Source organism: Rhizobium sp. NPDC090279, assembly GCF_044769665.1.
Taxonomy (GTDB): Bacteria; Pseudomonadota; Alphaproteobacteria; order Rhizobiales; family Rhizobiaceae; genus Rhizobium.
Genome location: NZ_JBIVYI010000002.1, coordinates 696,964 through 714,466, shown reverse-complemented (window position 1 = coordinate 714,466; position 17,503 = coordinate 696,964). Strand labels below are relative to the sequence as shown.

General features: G+C 59.0%; 17 protein-coding genes. 9 read left to right on the top strand and 8 right to left on the bottom strand.

Annotated elements, in window-relative coordinates; all coding sequences use genetic code 11:
- Position 1 precedes the first annotated feature (1 nt).
- Together ACIQWP_RS07550 and ACIQWP_RS07545 are read right to left on the bottom strand one after the other, a co-directional pair.
- Positions 2-1,462: a hypothetical protein gene (locus ACIQWP_RS07550; RefSeq protein ID WP_402784197.1), complete on the bottom strand. Its 1,461-nt coding sequence runs from the start codon at positions 1,460-1,462 to the stop codon at positions 2-4.
- A 110-nt stretch (positions 1,463-1,572) separates the two neighbouring features.
- Positions 1,573-3,015, bottom strand: coding sequence for a hypothetical protein (locus tag ACIQWP_RS07545; RefSeq protein ID WP_402784195.1), 1,443 nt, complete (start codon positions 3,013-3,015; stop codon positions 1,573-1,575).
- Between the two features lie 301 nt (positions 3,016-3,316).
- Between ACIQWP_RS07545 and ACIQWP_RS07540 the strand changes: the two genes are divergently transcribed.
- The 5 genes from ACIQWP_RS07540 to ACIQWP_RS07520 all read left to right on the top strand — a co-directional run bounded on the left by ACIQWP_RS07540 (position 3,317) and on the right by ACIQWP_RS07520 (position 8,567).
- Positions 3,317-3,934 carry a 50S ribosomal protein L25/general stress protein Ctc gene (locus ACIQWP_RS07540; protein ID WP_402784193.1) on the top strand — a complete coding sequence of 206 codons (618 nt, stop codon included), beginning with the start codon at positions 3,317-3,319 and terminating at the stop codon, positions 3,932-3,934.
- 246 nt (positions 3,935-4,180) lie between these two features.
- Positions 4,181-6,547 carry an EAL domain-containing protein gene (locus ACIQWP_RS07535; protein ID WP_402784191.1) on the top strand — a complete coding sequence of 789 codons (2,367 nt, stop codon included), beginning with the start codon at positions 4,181-4,183 and terminating at the stop codon, positions 6,545-6,547.
- A 14-nt stretch (positions 6,548-6,561) separates the two neighbouring features.
- On the top strand, positions 6,562-7,293 hold the full coding sequence (locus ACIQWP_RS07530; protein ID WP_402784189.1) for a substrate-binding periplasmic protein: 732 nt from the start codon (positions 6,562-6,564) through the stop codon (positions 7,291-7,293).
- 73 nt (positions 7,294-7,366) lie between these two features.
- A complete protein-coding gene (pth, locus tag ACIQWP_RS07525; RefSeq protein WP_402784187.1) occupies positions 7,367-8,086 on the top strand; it encodes an aminoacyl-tRNA hydrolase in 720 nt (239 codons plus the stop codon).
- A 1-nt stretch (position 8,087) separates the two neighbouring features.
- Positions 8,088-8,567 (top strand): GNAT family N-acetyltransferase, encoded by a 480-nt coding sequence (locus tag ACIQWP_RS07520; protein ID WP_402784185.1) that lies wholly within the window; start codon positions 8,088-8,090, stop codon positions 8,565-8,567.
- A gap of 16 nt (positions 8,568-8,583) precedes the next feature.
- Here ACIQWP_RS07520 and clpS read toward each other — a convergent pair whose 3' ends face one another.
- Positions 8,584-8,895 carry an ATP-dependent Clp protease adapter ClpS gene (clpS, locus tag ACIQWP_RS07515; RefSeq protein WP_075851864.1) on the bottom strand — a complete coding sequence of 104 codons (312 nt, stop codon included), beginning with the start codon at positions 8,893-8,895 and terminating at the stop codon, positions 8,584-8,586.
- A gap of 229 nt (positions 8,896-9,124) precedes the next feature.
- On the opposite strand from clpS, the gene ychF reads away from it, so the two are divergent.
- Positions 9,125-10,228 (top strand): redox-regulated ATPase YchF, encoded by a 1,104-nt coding sequence (ychF, locus tag ACIQWP_RS07510; RefSeq protein WP_402784181.1) that lies wholly within the window; start codon positions 9,125-9,127, stop codon positions 10,226-10,228.
- Positions 10,229-10,350: 122 nt separating this feature from the next.
- Here the strand turns inward: ychF and ACIQWP_RS07505 are convergent, their stop codons facing one another.
- On the bottom strand, positions 10,351-11,475 hold the full coding sequence (locus ACIQWP_RS07505; protein WP_402784179.1) for a hypothetical protein: 1,125 nt from the start codon (positions 11,473-11,475) through the stop codon (positions 10,351-10,353).
- 183 nt (positions 11,476-11,658) lie between these two features.
- On the opposite strand from ACIQWP_RS07505, the gene ACIQWP_RS07500 reads away from it, so the two are divergent.
- Complete coding sequence (locus tag ACIQWP_RS07500) at positions 11,659-12,123, top strand: MaoC family dehydratase (RefSeq protein ID WP_402784177.1); 465 nt, start codon at positions 11,659-11,661, stop codon at positions 12,121-12,123.
- Entirely contained in the window at positions 12,120-12,587 is a 468-nt protein-coding gene (locus tag ACIQWP_RS07495; protein WP_402784175.1) for a MaoC family dehydratase, read from the top strand. Before ACIQWP_RS07500 ends, ACIQWP_RS07495 begins: the two co-directional genes overlap by 4 nt.
- Positions 12,588-12,635: 48 nt before the next feature.
- On the opposite strand, the gene ACIQWP_RS07490 is transcribed toward ACIQWP_RS07495, so the two are convergent.
- The 4 genes from ACIQWP_RS07490 to petA all read right to left on the bottom strand — a co-directional run bounded on the left by ACIQWP_RS07490 (position 12,636) and on the right by petA (position 16,051).
- Complete coding sequence (locus ACIQWP_RS07490; protein WP_068388331.1) at positions 12,636-13,178, bottom strand: adenine phosphoribosyltransferase; 543 nt, start codon at positions 13,176-13,178, stop codon at positions 12,636-12,638.
- A 116-nt stretch (positions 13,179-13,294) separates the two neighbouring features.
- Positions 13,295-14,161, bottom strand: coding sequence for a cytochrome c1 (locus ACIQWP_RS07485; protein WP_402784172.1), 867 nt, complete (start codon positions 14,159-14,161; stop codon positions 13,295-13,297).
- A 22-nt stretch (positions 14,162-14,183) separates the two neighbouring features.
- On the bottom strand, positions 14,184-15,458 hold the full coding sequence (locus ACIQWP_RS07480; RefSeq protein WP_402784170.1) for a cytochrome bc complex cytochrome b subunit: 1,275 nt from the start codon (positions 15,456-15,458) through the stop codon (positions 14,184-14,186).
- Between the two features lie 14 nt (positions 15,459-15,472).
- The gene (gene petA, locus ACIQWP_RS07475; RefSeq protein ID WP_402784168.1) at positions 15,473-16,051 is read right to left on the bottom strand and encodes a ubiquinol-cytochrome c reductase iron-sulfur subunit; all 579 of its coding nucleotides are present in this window, start codon (positions 16,049-16,051) and stop codon (positions 15,473-15,475) included.
- Positions 16,052-16,521: 470 nt separating this feature from the next.
- On the opposite strand from petA, the gene ACIQWP_RS07470 reads away from it, so the two are divergent.
- Positions 16,522-17,469, top strand: a complete 948-nt coding sequence (locus ACIQWP_RS07470; RefSeq protein ID WP_402784166.1) for an endonuclease/exonuclease/phosphatase family protein — start codon at positions 16,522-16,524, stop codon at positions 17,467-17,469.
- Positions 17,470-17,503: the final 34 nt, after the last annotated feature.

Sequence of the window (17,503 nt, the reverse complement as noted above, 5' to 3'; positions counted from 1 at the left end):
CTTATTTCATGACCTGGCCGTTGACCGTGACACCGCCATCGTCGGAAATATCGATATCCCAACGCGAGCGTCCATCGGCATCCGTCTTGGCAAAGCCCTTGGCCATCATCAGGCCGAAAGAGACCTGAGAGAGATCGGCCTTCGTCTTTGCGGCCTCCTGGATGGCGGCGATCGTCTTGTCGAGATCGCGGGCAAGAACCGTCATCTTCATGGCGACGCGATCCTTCTCGGTCAGCCAGCCGCGCATGGTTCCGGAAGCCTCGACATCATAAAGACCCGAGACGGCGCTGATCTTCGGGAAGTTGATCGTCATCGTCCCATCGGGGAACATGGCCTTCTGCAACTTCTCGTCCATGGCCTTATCGCTCTCCGGATTCTTGAAATCGGCCTGTTGGAGAATGTCCGCCAGAGCGGAGAAATTCAGGTTCGGCACCTGCACCTGGATATCGGCCGCATCGGGAATGAAGGCGATATAGTCTTCGGGGACCAAGCCCGTTTCCAGGGTGAGCTTTTCGGCATTCAGTCCGAAATCCGCATTCATGGCTTTGGCTGGGCCCGCCACCTTGAAGAAATAGCCCATCTTCTGCAGGCCACCGTTGCCGAACGGCGTCGTGACCGCGATGTCCTTGACGGCGACCGACTCTTCGAAGGAACCGACGAGCGGCATCGCATCCATCAGCAGGGCCTTCACCGCCTTGCTATCGGCATCGGAAAGCGTCTTCTGATCCTTGTGCTCGGAGATAAACTGCAGCAGGGAGTTCATCGCCTTCAGGGGCAGCTTCGTCGCACCCATGTTGAAATCAATCGCCGCAACCTTGATTTCGCCGAGCGTCACATCGTCGGACGAGATCTTGTCATACAGCGACTGCAGACTGCCGTTCATCTTGAGATCGAGTTTGCCCGGCTCGCCACTATCTGCGGACGACAGGGTATAGGCGATGCTGTCGGCCGTGGCGTCATTCTTCTGGACACTGTTGTTTTCGTCGGCGGTCTTTGTTGTGAAGGTGATGCCTTGCCCCTTCATATCCATCGAACGCAGATAATGCAGTGCGGGATCGAAAACACCCTTGAAGGTCGACGAGGCCAGCGCGTAGCGAAATTCGCTGTCGGAGCCGCTGCCCGGCTTGGAACGCGCCGTCACATCCAGGGCATTGTTGCCTTCGATGTTCCAGAGACCGCCATCGAGCGGCGTCGCCAGCATCATCAACGGCTTGAGCCCGCTGATGTCGAAGCCGGTCACATTCAGCTTGTCGAGAAGCTTCTGCAGATCATAGGTGATCTCGTAGTGCGCGCTGACCGGCTTGACCGAGATCGCGCCGCTCTTGGCGATATCGTCTGGCAGGAAATAGGTCAGGTTGCCGTAAAGATCCTTCGCACCCTGTTCGCCGACGTCAGCCGCCTGCGCGCCACCGACAACGCCGGCAGCGACGACAGCCGCTGCCGCAATCGCTTTGAAACGCATAATTCACCCCCGAATATGATGGAAAAGAAACGTGAAAATCCGAAAAGGACCGACCGGCCTCTCGCGTGGAACTCTATCATCGCCCTGATACATGGGCTTGCCCTCAAACCTCAAGGCTTCTTCATCACCTGACCGTTGACCGTCACCGTCCGGTCTTCATCCATGGTGACGTCCCAGCGCAGACGGCCGTCCGGGTCGGTCTTGGCAAAACCCTTGGCAGCCAGAAGGCTGAAGGAAACGTTGTTCAAGCGAGGCTCCGCCTTGGCGGCCTCCTGAAACGCTGCAACCGTCTTGTCGAAGTCGCGCGCCAGGATCGTCGCCTGCAATGAGATGCCGGAATGTGGCTTGGTCGAACCCTTCAGCTCGCCGGAAACCTCGACATCGTAGACATCGGACTTTGCGCTGATCTTCGGGAATTCCAGCGTTCCGTAGCCGCTCGGGAACATCGTGCGCTTCAGAGCCTCGCCGGAAACCGGCGTTGTCCGCGCAGCAATCGAATCCAGCGCGGTGTCGATGAGGCCGGCGAAATTGATATTGGGCACGCCGAGCTGAACATCCAGCATCGCCGGCAGGAAGGGCGCATAGGCAGCCGGCACGAGATCGGCGTCCGGCGTGAACTGCTCGGCCCGCAGCTCCAGATTGACGTTGGACGCCTTGGTCAGACCATCCATCTTGAAACTGTAGTCGATGCGCTTGACGCCGACCTTACCCTTCTCCGTGGCCACCAGCGCGTTGTTCACAGTCACCGTCTTGCCGAGCGAGCCGAAGACCGGCAGGGCGCGGTGGACCAGCTGCTCGAACTTCTCGCTTCCGCTTTCCGAAAGCTGCTTGGCCTTGACGTGTTGAACGAAGAAACGGATGAGCGCGCGCAGGTCCTTCACCGGCAAGCTGGTGGCGGTGACGTTCGTATCGACGCTATCGGCGCTGAAGGTAATGGGCGAAGCGTCCGGCCGTATCGTGAACTGCTCGCTCAAGCGTTGCAGCGTGCCTTGCAGTTGCAGATCGACCTTGCCAGCTTCGCTGCTGTCGGTAACCGTATGGGCGAATGAAGCGCTGCCGATGGTGGCATCGATCTTGCGCCCGCTTCTGGGGCCGCTGCCGACGCTCGAGAATTTCACACCGCTGCTCTTGATGCCCATCGACCGCATCATTTCGATCGTCGGATCGAAAGTACCGTCGAAAGAGCTGGAGGCGATCGAATAGGCAATGTCCGACGTCGGCGAATGCAAGGCGATATCGAGGCTATTATCGCCGGTCAGATGCCACCTTCCCTGTTCGACGGGCTGCGCGAAGAGGGAGAGCGGCTTGAAACCCGTAACCGAGAACGCGCTCGAATTGATCTTGTCGAAGAACTTCGCGAGATCGTAGGTGATCTTGTACTGGTCGCCGGCCGGCATGACGGTCACGAAATCGCTGCGCGCGAGGTCCTGCGAAAGCGAATGGGTCAGGATGTTGCGGAGTTCCTTGGCGCCCTGCTCATTGACGTCGGCTGCCTGTGAAGCGCCGGCAAGACCCATGGAAAAAACCGCGGCGGCGATTGCTCTGGAACGCATGCCCGACTTCCCCTTCTGACCCTGATCGATTGGAGTCGACTGTTGATGGGGCCGAGGGTATATGTCAAGTCGTTGATAGAAATGGCGTCGCGGGCTTGTTCATGGCAGTTGCAATGTCACCACAAGGCTTCGCATTCCACAGGTGCTTGCACCTTTGATCGCTTTGTATTATACGCCACGCGTCCGCGTAGACACCCTTGGAGGCAACGCGGATGAGGCAGGGCACGCCCACCTCCAGTTCAATCGATACGGCGCATGACCGACCGAATGAACTCTCCAAATAACCTCGAAAGGAATAGCTATGAGCCACGAAAGCTACGAGCTCAAGGCCGAGGCGCGCGAACGGGTTGGTAAGGGGTCCGCCCGTGAACTTCGCCGCAATGGTCTCATTCCCGCTGTCATCTATGGTGATAAGCAGGCCCCCATTTCTATCGCTCTCAACACCAATGAGGTGACGAAGCGCATCCACGCCGGCGGCTTCCTGACGACGATCGCAACGATCGACGTCGACGGCAAGAAGATCAAGGTTCTGCCGAAGGACTACCAGCTCGATCCGGTCCGTGACTTCACGGTTCACGTCGACTTCCTGCGCGTTTCCGGCAACACCGAAGTTACCGTCGAAATCCCGGTACACTTCGAAAACCACGAGAAGTCCCCGGGCCTCAAGGCTGGCGGCGTGCTGAACATCGTTCGCCACGAAGTCGAAGTCCATTGCCCGGCCGATGCGATCCCGGAATTCTTCACCGTTGACCTCACCGGCCTGAAGAGCGGCGACAGCATCCACATCTCGGCCGTCAAGCTGCCGAAGAACGTGACCCCGGTCATCGCCGACCGTGACTTCACGATCGCAACGATCGTTGCCCCGGCAGCCGGCCTTGCTGAAGAAGAAGCAGAAGGCGGCGAAGAAGCCAGCGCCTGATTGGCATCTTCAACCTGAAGTATCGAGACCCGCCTCCCCTTCTCGGGGACGGCGGGTTTTTCATGCCCGAGGATAAATATTAGAGAAAGTAAAAATAAAAACGTCTTGGGATCTATACTATCGCAGATTTCCATTAACCCCAGAGTTTCAGCAACATTTAACGGATTCGTGAAAATCTACGCGAAAGAGTTGTAGAAAGCGGCGCCCCAAGATCCGCTGGTCTATGGCTGGGGAGCTAACGGAACTATGAGCCATTCGGTCGAAAACCGGTTTTTCGCGATCGTTTGCGGTGCGCTGCTGGTATTCGTAGCGCCGCTCTTCATCCTTTTCCTTTTTTTGTCGTCCGAACGCGCCGAGAAGGAAATCAAGGATCACATAACCGTCCTGCTCGTCGCCAATGCCCAGGCGCTTGCCAAACCTCTATGGGACCTGGACGAGGACAGTGTCACCCAGATCAGCGCAACGACCGTTGCCGAAGGCGCGATCGTCCGGGTAAACGTCCGCGACCTTTCCGGCCAGCTGGATGTCACGCAATCGACCATTCCCAGATCCTACAAGGGCGATCTTGAATCCATCTCCCGGCCGATCGTCTACAATGGCGTTGATGGTGCGAAGAAGCTCGGCGATATCACGGTCTATTACCCGCAGCTCGGCCTCTTTGACGGTCTGAAGAACGAAGAGATCGTCTTCATCTCCATCTTCATCTTCGCCGTGCTGACGGTCTTTGGCGCTGCATTGATCGGCAACCGCATCTTTGTCATTCAGCCGCTGATGCGCCTCACGCATGCGATCGAGGCGACGCGGCGGCTCGGCTCGCGCCATCATGTCGACTGGCAGTCGAATGACGAGATGGGCCGGCTTGCAAGCAGCTTCAACGACATGCAGAGCAAGCTTCAACGCGAGGAAAACGAACTGAAGCTTGCCCATCGCCGGGCGACCGATACCTACAATCTGACGCCCGCCATGCTCTTCTCCCTCGACAAAGAGGATCGCATCGCCGCCGTCAGCGATTATTGGCTTGCCGCCACCGGCTACGATCGTGGCGAGGTGATCGGCCGAGACTTCGTCAGCCTCGTCCTGCCGGAATCGCAAACGCGGTATGCGGAACGCAAACGCAGCAATCCCGACAGCGCCGGTCGTCTGGCCGTCACGGTGAAGTTCCTCTGCTGCGATCGCCGGATCATGGACGTGCTCATTCTCGAGACCACGGCGATCCAGGACGGTCTGACGCTTTCAGTCATGACCGACGTCACCGAACTCAAGCAGTCCGAAGATCGCAACCTGCGGCAGGCAATCACCGACCATCTGACCGGCCTGCTCAATCGCCAGGGCTTCGAGAGCGCTCTGGACGCCAAGATCAACGAGGCCGATCTGCGCAAGCGCGAACTTGCCTGCCTCTTCATCGATCTCGATCGCTTCAAATGGATCAACGACAATATGGGCCACGCCGCCGGCGACACGGCCTTGCAGGAACTGGTGTCGCGCCTGCAGAAATGCCTGAAGCCGGGTGACATCGCCGCCCGCCTGGGCGGCGATGAATTCGCGCTCCTGGTGCTGGCGGAAGATGCCGAAGCAAGAGCCATCGACATCGCGGCCCGTGTTGCCGAGATCTTCGAAGCGCCCTTCGTTGGCGATGCGCGGCTCAGCGCCAGCATCGGCATCGCGATCTACCCGCGCCATGCCGCCAATGCGGCAGAGCTGCTGCTGAAATCCGATATCGCCATGTATGCCAAGAAGCGCGACGGCAAGAACGGCGCGCAGATCTTCGACAACGGCATGCTCGACGACTCCCGCCGCCGTGCCGAACTGGAGAACCATATCGAAGCCGGCCTCAACGATGACTGGTTCGAGGCCTATCTGCAGCCCGTCGTGAACATCGACGATCGTTCTGTCGCCGGCTTCGAGGCGCTGATGCGCCTCCACCACCCGCAGAAAGGCATCCTGCCTCCCGGCCGCATCATCGAGGTCGCCGAGGAGACCGGCTCGATCATTCGCATCGGCAACCGCATCATGGAGAAGGCGATCGCAAATTTTGCGCGCCTTTCGCGGATCGAGGGTATGCAGGACACCTATCTTGCCATCAATTTCTCGCCACTGCAGTTCGAACCCGAGCTGCCGCTGCGGATTGCGACCCTGCTGTCGCGTCACCAGATTGCCGCCCGGCGCATCGTCGTCGAGATCACCGAAGCCGTGCTCATGGATGACAATCCGGAAACGCGGATGGTCATCAACGAGATCTGCCGCTATGGCTGCCGCATCGCGCTGGACGATTTCGGCACGGGCTATTCGTCGCTGAGCTACATCAACCGCTTCCCGGTCGACATCATCAAGATCGACCAATCCTTCATCCGCGCCATCAACGACACAGCCTCCGATGTCAGCGCCAAGAGCCGCATGCTGGTCGAAAGCATCACCACCCTGTCGCACAAGATGAACTGCACGGTGATTGCGGAAGGCGTCGAAACCGAAGAGGAATGCGCGACGCTGCGCACGATGGGCATCGACTACGGGCAGGGCTATCTGTTCTATCGGCCGCTGCATCCCGACAACCTGATGAAGACGCTGACCGGCCAGCAGCAAGATCACCCTTCTCCCGTAGCGCAAGCGTCGTAGCAATGAGGAACCGGATGCGAAAACCGCTGCTCATGATTGCAACCAGCCTGTTTTCGCTATCGTTTCTCTCCCCAGCCTGTGCCGAAACCGTTCATTTCACCACCGAAGAGTATCCGCCGTTCAACTATCGCGACGGCAAGACGCCTGTTGGCGCAACCACTGACCAGATACGGAAGGTGATGGCCGATATCGGGGTCGACTATACGATCGACGTCATGCCCTGGGCGAGAGCCTACAACCAGGCTCTTATGGAGCCTATGACCTGCGTATTCGTCACTGCGCACAATGAAGAGCGCGATCCGCTCTTCAAATGGGTACAACCATTGCTGATAGATCGCAGCATCCTGATCAAACACAGCGGGTCGAAGGTGACCGCAACGACCATCGATGAAGCCAGGAAATATCTCGTCGGCACCTGGCGGGAGGACTATACCGAAACGATTCTACGCCAGAATAATTTTCCACGCATTGACGTCGGCAACGATTTCAAGGCCACGCTGAAGAAGCTGATGAGCGATCGCGTCGACCTGATGCCGATCTCGGAATTCTATTTCGACAAGCTGAGGAAAGAAGGCAATGCCGTGGAGAAGGTAACGATCCTCTCCCAGCAGCCCATGGGGATCGCCTGCCAGAAGAATTTCCCCATCGACCTTCTGAACCGGATGCAGGCGGCGCTGAACGCGCTGATTGCCGACGGAACCCAGAAGCAGATTTTTCTGAAGTACGGCCTGAACCTCGGCGACTGACCGCATCCCGCCTTGACTTTGCCGTCAAATCCCTGTCGTGAAAGGCATCGGCATTTTCCAAGGGATGAAGCGCATGCTTCTCATTGCGGGCCTCGGCAATCCGGGCGCCAAATATCAGGGCAACCGCCACAATATCGGCTTCATGGCCGTGGATGCGATCCACCGCCGTCGCAATTTTTCGCCCTGGTCGAAGAAATTCAAGGCGGAGATTGCCGAAGGCGAGCTCGGTGGCCAGAAAGTGCTGCTCATCAAGCCGCAGACCTTCATGAACCTCTCGGGCGAAGCCGTCGGCGAGGCCATGCGCTTCTACAAGCTCGAACCATCCGACCTCGTGGTGATTTACGACGAACTTGATCTCGTCGCCGCTAAGGCGCGGCTGAAGACCGGCGGCGGCCATGGCGGTCACAACGGCATCAAGTCGATCGACGCCCATGTCGGTCGCGAATATCGGCGCCTGCGTCTCGGCATCGGCCATCCCGGCGCCAAGGAACTCGTGCACAATCACGTTCTCGGCGATTTCGCCAAGGTGGACCGGGACTGGCTGGAACCCTTGTTCGATACGCTCGCCGACAATGCCGACATGCTGGTGCGCGGCGAGGATTCGCAGCTGATGAACAAGATCGCGCTCGCTCTGGGCGGCAAGGCGGAAGATGACGCGCCGAAGCCGGAGAAGAAGGCGCCGGCCAACAAGTCGCATATTCATCAGGCGCGCAATCACATCAAGCCGAAGATACCGGAAACCGGTCCCATGGCGGAAATGCTGAAGAGGATGTTCGGCAAGAAGGACGATTGAAATGCCGAACGCGCCTCTCGACCCAGCCACAGATATCGTCATACGACCGGTCGCGATCGCCGACCTGCCGACGCTCCTCGGACTCTACGGGCATCTGAATGCCGAAGACCCGGTGCCGGAGTTGTCGTTGGCGGAAAGCCGCTTTGCCGAAATCCTCGCGCAACCCGGCATGACGATCTTCGCGGCCTTTGACGGCGAGAAAGCCGTCTCTTCCGTCACGCTGGTGGTCATTCCCAATCTCACCCGCGGCGGCGCCCCCTATGCCTTGATCGAGAATGTCGTGACGCATGGCGACTACCGCCAGCGCGGCCTTGCCGGCGCAGTCATTCGTCGAGCGACAGAGGTCGCGTGGGAGCAGAACTGCTACAAGGTCATGCTGCTGACGGGATCGAGGGACCCGGCAACGCTGCGCTTCTACGCCAATTGCGGATTCACGCAGGACAAGACCGGCTTCCAGATCCGCCGTCCCGCCATCGCCTGAGGGGGGTAGCGCGACCCTACTCTTCCGGCTCCGTCGTGAACATCAGCGGGAAGCCGCCGCTCTTCGCCAGATCCACCGCCTCCTGCGCCTTGGTCTCGGCGATGTCACGCGCACAGACCATGACAACGCAGGTTCCGAGCTTGTGCGCCGTCATCATCACGCGATAGCCGGTCTCCTCGCTCATGCGGAAGACGGCTTTCAGCACCATGATGACGAATTCCCGCGGCGTGTAATCGTCGTTCACGAGAATGATCTTGTAGAGCTTAGGCCTCTCGACCTTCGGCTTGGTTTTGGTCTTTGGTTTCAGGACAACATCATTGTCACTCATCGGCATCACCGTTGACGACAGGGAAAGGGGCTTTGGGCTAATAGTCAGATTATAGTGCAGCGCACCACATCCTTCAAGGATGGTCGTGTCAGGGAGACAATACGGCAGATATCCGCTCTCAACCCCTTCTGCCAGCAGAAAAACAGCTCGCTTCCCGCACAAGGCTTGACCCGCAACGGCCCTTCCCTCATAGGCACTGCAAAGATTTTCAAGATATGGACAAGGTGCCATGGGTTTCAAATGCGGTATCGTCGGGCTGCCGAATGTCGGCAAGTCCACTCTGTTCAACGCGCTGACCAAGACGGCGGCGGCACAGGCCGCGAATTATCCGTTCTGCACGATCGAGCCGAACACGGGTGAAGTCGCCGTTCCCGATCCGCGCATGCGCAAGCTTGCCGACATCGCCAAGTCGAAGGAATTGATCCCGACGCGCATCTCCTTCGTCGATATCGCCGGCCTCGTGCGCGGCGCGTCGAAGGGCGAAGGCCTCGGCAACCAGTTCCTCGCCAACATCCGCGAAGTCGATGCGATCGTCCACGTCCTGCGCTGCTTCGAAGACAGCGACATCACCCATGTCGAAGGCCGTATCAATCCGGTCGCCGATGCCGAGACGATCGAGACCGAGCTGATGCTCGCCGACCTCGAGAGCCTTGAGCGCCGCACCGAGCAGACGCGCAAGCGCGCCACCGGCAAGGACAAGGAATCCATGGCGATGCTGCCGCTCATGGATGCTTCTCTGGCATTGCTGCAGGAAGGCAAGCCGGTTCGCACGCTGCTGTCGAAGCTGGACGCCGAAGAAACCCGCATCCTCAAGAGCCTGAACCTTCTGACTTCGCATCCGGTGCTCTACGTCTGCAATGTCGCCGAAGGCGATGCCGTCACCGGCAACGAGCACACGGCAGCCGTCGCCGCCATGGCCAAGGAGCAAAATTCGGAAGTCGTCATCATCTCGGCCGCCATCGAGGCGGAAGTGGCGCAGCTGCCGGAAGAAGAGGCGACGGAATTCCTCTCCGCGCTCGGCCTCGACGAAGCCGGCCTCGACCGGCTGATCCGTGCCGGCTACAAGCTCTTGCACCTCATCACCTATTTCACCGTAGGTCCGAAGGAAACGCGCGCCTGGACGATCGAACAGGGCACGAAGGCGCCGCAGGCTGCTGGCGTCATCCATTCAGATTTCGAGCGCGGCTTCATCCGCGCCGCCACGATCGCCTATAACGACTACATCACCTACAACGGCGAAGTGGGCGCCAAGGAAGCCGGAAAGGCCCGCGACGAAGGCAAGGAATATGTCGTCCAGGACGGCGACGTCATCCATTTCCGCTTCAACACCTGATCGCCTTTCGGATGCCGGCGCCAAAGCAGTTCCAGGAAAAGTGCATTGCGGTTTTCCGTCCGGAATTGCGTTAAAATAAAAAGATAGAGTGTTTTCGCGATTCGAAGAAAAGCGGAAAAGCTCTATCTGAGCGCCGGCAATCTCGCCTGCATACCAGCAGGCAAACGCCGCACGATGATACGGCGGAGATCGGCCCAGCCGATGCCGATCACAAGCACGACCAAGCCGACAATCATCAGCACCAGGAAGCCGACCTTGTCGAGACCAGCGTCGTTGTGCCGAAGAATGGCCGCGGTCGCGAGACCGAGCGACACGAGACCGGCAGTCACGAAGGCACGGCGGTCGATGACGAGGCCGATCAGCATCATCGCCAGAACGGCCACCAAGACGGTCACCGCCTGCAGGTAGCCTCCAAAGAGGGCATCGGTGAGATTGGTGAAGACGGTGCCGCTACCGGCAAGCTCCAGGCGCAAGGCCAGAAGCACGGTCGAATAAAGTAGAGCCGGAGCGGTTGCGAGATGCAGCCAGAACGCCACATCGGAACGGCGCGTAACCCTCTGCGGATCGCTGAGATCGTAGCGCATCGCCAGAGCAAAGCTGCCGAGCGCGGTCACCAGCAGGATCATGAGCGTCTGGATCGGGTAGTCGACCGGCACATTCGTGGACCCCGTCACAGTGCCGGCGACATAGAAGACAGTCGCAAGGAACAGCCCGAACAATGAGAACAGGAATAGCGCCAGCGACAAGGGAACGCGGTAACGCCAGTAAAACAATGCCAGCAGCAACGGGAACGGCGCCACCAGGACAAATGCGCCGATAGTGAAATTATTGCCCAACACCGGCGTGGAGGTGACATAACTCACCACGGTATGAAACAGCCAGACGACGAGCGCGATGGTCAATACCACGGCTGGAAGCGCCAGGCGCTGGCGGCGCACGAGGATTTCGGCCAGAACGACGATGGCAAGCAGCGACACATAGCGGCTCGCCAATCCCCACAATCCGACCAGCAGCACGATGACGCCGATGGTGATGAGCACGTCGTGAAAGCCGCGCACGAAACGCGGCGCTTCCGTATCTTCCAATGGATTGGAATCATCAAGTGAGCGCGGTGCCGAAAGATCCTCAGCCGTCGGCAACACGCCGATGTTCTTTCCCGTCAGATAGGGCAGCAATCGCTCGGCCTGGGTCGAGGATATAAGTCCTTCGCCGGCTGCTTCATCCAATATGATTTTGAGTTTACTCATTCCCGCTCTCGTTCCATCTCGTCACGACCAAGCCTCACCATATCGCCGCCACACAATCAAGAGCTGCCGGACACCGGCAGGCAATCGCCTCGGGCATCGCCCGCCATTGTCATGAAAATGCTTGCACGATCCCTGCGGGCCATGCGATTGCCCATGAACAAGTTGTGGAGGACGACAGAAGACATGACGAAACTCGTCTACGAAGACTTCCAGCGAGGACGGGAATTTGCACTCGGCCCCAAGCATATGACGGCGGCGGAGATCATAGAATTCGCCAGCGAGTTCGACCCCCAGCCGATGCATCTGGACGAGGAAGCCGGCCGCGCCAGCATTCTCGGCGGCCTTGCCGCCTCCGGCTGGCACACCTCGGCGGTGTTCATGCGCATGATGTGCGATTCCTACATCCTCGCCGCCGATGCGCAGGGTGCGCCGGGCATCGATTTCATGGAGTGGAAGAAGCCTGTTCTGGCCGGCGATACCCTGTCGGGTCGATCCATCGTGCTTGAGGCACGCCCGATGCGCTCCCGCCCCGGCATCGGCATCGTCAAATTCCGTCATGAGGTCGAGAACCAGCGCGGCGAACTCGTTTGCCTCGGGGAGAACGCGACCATGATCCGCATGCGCGCCGGCGCGGAGGTTTCGGCATGAAGATGAGCGAACTCTATGCCATCGGCGAACGTGTCGAGATCGGCAGCCACACCTTCGCGCCCGAAGGCATCGTTCACTTCGCTTCGCGTTTCGATCCGCAGATCTTCCACATAGATGCGGAAGCGGCCAAACACTCGTTGTTTGGCGGTCTCTGTGCCTCAGGCTGGCACAGCTGCTCCATGTGGATGCGCAGCTTCGTCGATTACTGGAAGTCTGAAACCGCCCGGCTGATCGCCGAAGGCAAAACCCCGCCCAATCTCGGCCCCTCGCCCGGCTTCAAGAACCTGCAATGGCTGCGACCGGTCTTTGCCGGCGATACGATCACCTACGGCGTCGCCATCCTCGGCAGCCGGCCGCTGGCCTCGCGCCCCGGCTGGACGCTCTACACGCTCGCCTGTGACGGCGTGAACCAGCACGGCGCCCCGGCCCTGCGCTTCGAAAGCACTGTGCTGGCCTTTGAATAGCAATCTGCGAGGCCGTCCGTAACGGCCCCGCCAGTCTTTTGAAGACGGTCAGTGTCCGGAAAACTCCACCAGCGTATGAACCGGTACATCGAGCTCCTCGAGCTTCTTGCGGCCGCCGAGATCGGGTAGATCAATCACGAAACAGGCTGCGACGACTTCAGCGCCGATCTGACGAAGGAGCTTCGTCGCGCCGACGGCCGTGCCGCCCGTCGCGATCAGGTCGTCCACGAGAATGACCCTCTCGCCTGGATTGACGGCATCGCGATGCATCTCCATCTCGTCGACGCCATATTCCAGGCTGTAGGCGATGCGGACGATATCATGCGGCAGCTTGCCCTTCTTGCGGATCGGCACGAAGCCAGCCGACAGCTGATGCGCGACCGCGCCGCCGAGAATGAAGCCGCGCGCTTCCATGCCGGCGACCTTGTCGACCTTCGAGCCGGCATAGGGCTGCACCAGCGCATCGACAGCGCGGCGGAATGCCCTGGCATCGCCGAGCATGGTCGTAATGTCGCGGAAGATGATACCGGGCTTGGGATAGTCCGGAATGGAACGGATGCTGGCGGCGAGCTCCGAAGCGATAGTGTTCATGAAATATGTACTCTCAGGCTATGATAGGGCCGGCGGCACACTATCAAGACCAGGGCGCTATACCAACAAAAAAGGCGGCCACGATGGGCCGCCCTTTTGCTTAATCGTTACAAGGCTCAGTGCGCGCCCGCCCTCGCATAGACCGACCGCTTGGTGAGATAGATCAGCACCGAGAAGATCAGCAGGAAGATTATGACCATGAAGCCGGTATGCTTCCGGGCCTCGAGATGCGGCTCGGACGTCCACATCAGGAACGCCGACACGTCGCGCGCATATTGATCGACGGTCTGCGGCGCGCCGTCGTCGTAGGTCACCTGCCCGTCCGAGAGCGGCTTCGGCATCGCAAAGGTCGCAGCCGCATCGAAATACGGATTGTAGTGCGAGCTCTGCGGCACCACAAAACCTGCCGGCGGTTCTTCATAGCCAGTCAGCAGCGAGTAGATGTAGTCCGGGCCGCCTTCCTGATACTGCGTGAAGATATCGAAAATGAACTGCGGGAAGCCGCGTTCGATTTCACGCGCCTTGGCAAGCAGCGACATGTCGGGCGGCACGGCGCCGTTGTTGGAAGCAGCGGCTGCCTCGTCGTTCGGGAACGGCGAGTTGAAATGGTCAGACGGAAGCGCCTTGCGGGTGAACATCTCACCTTGAGGGTTTGGTCCATCCTGCACTTCGTAATTGGCGGCAAAGGCCTTCACCTGGGCTTCCGTATAGCCGAGATCTTCCAGCGTGCGGTAAGCCACCAGCTTCATCGAATGGCAGGCGGAACAGACTTCCGTATAGACTTTGAGACCGCGCTGCAGCTGTGCCTTGTCATAATAGCCGAACGGGCCGGAGAAGGTCCAATGCTGCTCGCGCGGCTCCTTCAACGGATAATGCGGTGTCTCGGCTTCAGCGGCAGGCTTCGTTTCAGCGGCAATGGCGGCAACGGTAGCCGAACCGCCAATGAGCGTGAGCGAAAGAAGGCCGACAATAAACTTCTTCATCGTTTTCTTCCTCTATCGCCGGTTATGCTTGAACCGGAGCGGCAACTTTACCGCCCTGCTTTTCAAGAACCGCTTCCGTAATCGAATTCGGAATGCGCTTCGGTGTCTCGACTATGCCAAGGATGGGCATGATGACGAGGAAGAACAGGAAGTAGAACAGCGTCGCGAACTGCGCAGCCGTCGTATAGATGCCTTCCGCAGGCTGCGAACCGAGCCAGCCAAGCAGAATGGCGTCGGCGACGAACAGCCAGAAGAACAGCTTGTACCAGGGACGATAGACGGCCGAGCGGATCTTCGACGTATCGAGCCAGGGCAGGAAGAACAGCACGATGATCGCGCCGAACATCGTCAGAACGCCGCCAAGCTTGGAGTCGATCGGACCGATGTTGAAGGTGATCGAGCGCAGCATCGCGTAGAACGGCAGGAAGTACCATTCCGGAACGATGTGAGCTGGCGTCTTCAGTGGGTTGGCCGGGATGTAGTTGTCGGCATGACCGAGGAAGTTCGGCAGGTAGAAGACGAAATAGGCGAAGACCAGCAGGAAGATGGAAACGCCAAGCGCATCCTTCAGCGTCGCATAGGGCGTGAAGGGCACGGTATCGGTCTTCAGCTTGACCTCGACACCGGTCGGGTTCGTCTGGCCGGTCACATGCAGCGCCCAGATGTGCAGGATGACGACACCGGCGATCATGAACGGCAGCAGGTAGTGCAGCGAGAAGAAGCGGTTCAGCGTCGGATCGTCCACGGCGAAGCCGCCGAGCAGGAAGGTCTGAATCCAGTCGCCGACCCATGGGAAGGCCGAGAAGAAGCCGGTGATGACGGTCGCGCCCCAGAAGGACATCTGGCCCCAGGGCAGAACGTAGCCCATGAAGGCGGTCGCCATCATCAGGAGGTAGATGATCACGCCGAGAATCCAGAGGATCTCGCGCGGTGCCTTGTAGGAGCCGTAGTAAAGGCCGCGGGCGATGTGCAGATAAACAGCGACGAAGAAGAAAGATGCGCCGTTGGCATGCATATAGCGCAACAGCCAACCGTGATTGACGTCGCGGACGATCTTTTCGACCGAGTTGAAGGCGACGGTGGTATCCGGCGCGTAGTGCATGGCAAGGACGACGCCGGTCAGGATCTGCAGAACCAGCATGACGGCCAACATCGCGCCGAACGTATAGGCATAGTTCAGATTGCGCGGGACCGGATAGGCGATGAAACTATCATAGACCATGCGCGGCAGCGGAAGCCGCGCGTCGACCCATTTTTCGAGCCCTGTCGATGGCTCGTAAGACGAATGACCACTCATGTTTCAGCTCCCCCTCAACCGACCTTGATCTTCTTTTCCGACGTGAACGCATATTGCGGAATCGCAAGATTCATCGGCGCGGGCCCATGGCGTATGCGGCCGGCGGTATCGTAGACCGAGCCATGGCAGGGACAGAACCACCCGCCATATTCCCCTGCCTGACCGAGCGGAATGCAGCCAAGATGGGTGCAGACGCCGATCATGATAAGCCAGTTTTCCTTCCCGTCGCCAGCGGAGCGGGCAACGTCCGTCGCCTGTGCATCAGCTGGAAGGTTGGCATTGCGGGCGATCGGATCTTTCAGGTCCGAAAGCTGCGTGCCCTTGGCATCGTCGATTTCTTTCTGCGTGCGGTTGCGGATGAAGACGGGTTTACCGCGCCATTTCACCGTCAGCGACATGCCAGGCTCAAGGCTCGACACATCGACTTCGATGGATGCAAGAGCGAGTGTCGATGCATCCGGTCGCATCTGGTCGATAAACGGCCATGCGACGGCAACTGCACCAACAGCGCCGGCCATACCTGTCGTCAAATAAAGGAAATCGCGGCGTGTAGGCTCGCCGGTGGACTCACTTGTCGTACTATGCTCGCTCAACGCTGCACATCCTCTTCCCGCAAACCACGGCAAAACCGCGGCACCCCTCTCACTAACGGCGAATCAACGCGACCATAATTCCGCCATAGATTCCTCCGTAACCCGCTGCGTTCTAAGCTTGATCGCAAATTATGTCCAGTCTTGGCAAGGGGTAAGGGCACAATGTCGCGGCAAAACTGCGCTATTGCGTCGCAAGGCCGGGGTCTAAACTCTCTCTGCATCAATGTAAAAAGTTAAGCCCATGAAAAACCTGGGGATTTCGATAGAGCTTTCTCCTATTGCACGGCAAAATAGACAATGATTTCAATGCTGCATTGCAGAAGACGACCCAGTGTCGGCGCGTTCTCCCCCTCACAGGACTTACGCTTTACCTCTTAAATCCAAATGGATTTCCCCCTCGATTTATGGAGGATTGCATTCGTTGTCTTGGCCCATACAAAGCAGCGAAAAATGAAGCGCGAGAACTTCTCATGAGACACACGGTTTATTGCGTTCTATGCGTTCTCGCCACGCTGGCGGTCGGCATCCTTGCGGCGCGTTACGTCGCCGATACCTGGCTACTGGCCTTTTTCGAGAGCCTGCAGACCCATATAAGCCTGTTTGCGGTCCTGCTTGCCTTGATCGCCTTCGCCTTCAAGCGCCACTGGTATGCGCTCTTCCTGACCGCGGCCGGAATCATCCTGCTGGTTCACTCGGTCCTCATGCTGCAGGAATATACTACGTCCTCTCTCGTCGCTTCGGCAGAGGCGAGCGGTAGCCATTTCAGGTTGCTCTCCTTTAACATCGAGGACAGCAATTTCGAAAACGGCCCCCGCATCGCCGATCTCATCGTTGCCTCGAAAGCCGATGTCGTCGAAATTTTCGAGGCGGGACCAGTCTTTTCCGAGATGGACCGCGTCCTCAAAGTCTATCCCTACCGCATCGGCTGCGGCGTGATGACGACTGATTGCGACTCCCTGCTGCTGTCGAAAAGGCCGTTCCAGAGCCAGTTGATGCGCAGCCTCGGCAGCCTTTGGGACAATCGCTTTATCCTGGCGACCATCGACATGGACGGTCAGCCAGTGAATTTCGCCTCGGTTCATCTGAGCAAGCCCTATTTCGATGCGTTCCATCAGATAGAACTCGGCCTCCTCGCCTCCGCCCTCAACGACGTGAAAGGGCCGTTGCTTCTCGCAGGAGACTTCAACGCCTCGGTCATCACACCAGACATGCGGGATTTTCTGGCGACAACCGGCCTTCGCCATGAATTTCCCGAGCCCGCGACCTGGCCGATTGCGGCGGGTGCCTATGGGATCACGATCGATCACGTCTTTGCCCGCGCTCCGCTGCGGCTGATATCCGTGAAGCAGATCCGCGACGCGATGGGCTCGAACCATTTTGGCTTGATGACGGAATTCAGCGTGCCTCGGCACCCGTAGCCCCGAGGTGGCGCAGTCGATTGGACCGAATGCG

Bases quoted from the DNA above. Each gene is read 5' to 3' on its own strand.
- ACIQWP_RS07470 (WP_402784166.1), top strand. From the start codon at position 16,522: ATGAGACACACGGTTTATTGCGTTCTATGCGTTCTCGCCACGCTGGCG.
- ACIQWP_RS07500 (WP_402784177.1), top strand. From the start codon at position 11,659: ATGACGAAACTCGTCTACGAAGACTTCCAGCGAGGACGGGAATTTGCA.
- clpS (WP_075851864.1), bottom strand. From the start codon at position 8,895: ATGAGTGACAATGATGTTGTCCTGAAACCAAAGACCAAAACCAAGCCG.
- ACIQWP_RS07530 (WP_402784189.1), top strand. From the start codon at position 6,562: ATGCGAAAACCGCTGCTCATGATTGCAACCAGCCTGTTTTCGCTATCG.
- ACIQWP_RS07480 (WP_402784170.1), bottom strand. From the start codon at position 15,458: ATGAGTGGTCATTCGTCTTACGAGCCATCGACAGGGCTCGAAAAATGG.
- ACIQWP_RS07545 (WP_402784195.1), bottom strand. From the start codon at position 3,015: ATGCGTTCCAGAGCAATCGCCGCCGCGGTTTTTTCCATGGGTCTTGCC.
- ACIQWP_RS07485 (WP_402784172.1), bottom strand. From the start codon at position 14,161: ATGAAGAAGTTTATTGTCGGCCTTCTTTCGCTCACGCTCATTGGCGGT.
- ACIQWP_RS07495 (WP_402784175.1), top strand. From the start codon at position 12,120: ATGAAGATGAGCGAACTCTATGCCATCGGCGAACGTGTCGAGATCGGC.
- ACIQWP_RS07505 (WP_402784179.1), bottom strand. From the start codon at position 11,475: ATGAGTAAACTCAAAATCATATTGGATGAAGCAGCCGGCGAAGGACTT.
- ACIQWP_RS07535 (WP_402784191.1), top strand. From the start codon at position 4,181: ATGAGCCATTCGGTCGAAAACCGGTTTTTCGCGATCGTTTGCGGTGCG.
- pth (WP_402784187.1), top strand. From the start codon at position 7,367: ATGCTTCTCATTGCGGGCCTCGGCAATCCGGGCGCCAAATATCAGGGC.
- ACIQWP_RS07520 (WP_402784185.1), top strand. From the start codon at position 8,088: ATGCCGAACGCGCCTCTCGACCCAGCCACAGATATCGTCATACGACCG.
- ACIQWP_RS07490 (WP_068388331.1), bottom strand. From the start codon at position 13,178: ATGAACACTATCGCTTCGGAGCTCGCCGCCAGCATCCGTTCCATTCCG.
- ACIQWP_RS07540 (WP_402784193.1), top strand. From the start codon at position 3,317: ATGAGCCACGAAAGCTACGAGCTCAAGGCCGAGGCGCGCGAACGGGTT.
- ACIQWP_RS07550 (WP_402784197.1), bottom strand. From the start codon at position 1,462: ATGCGTTTCAAAGCGATTGCGGCAGCGGCTGTCGTCGCTGCCGGCGTT.
- ychF (WP_402784181.1), top strand. From the start codon at position 9,125: ATGGGTTTCAAATGCGGTATCGTCGGGCTGCCGAATGTCGGCAAGTCC.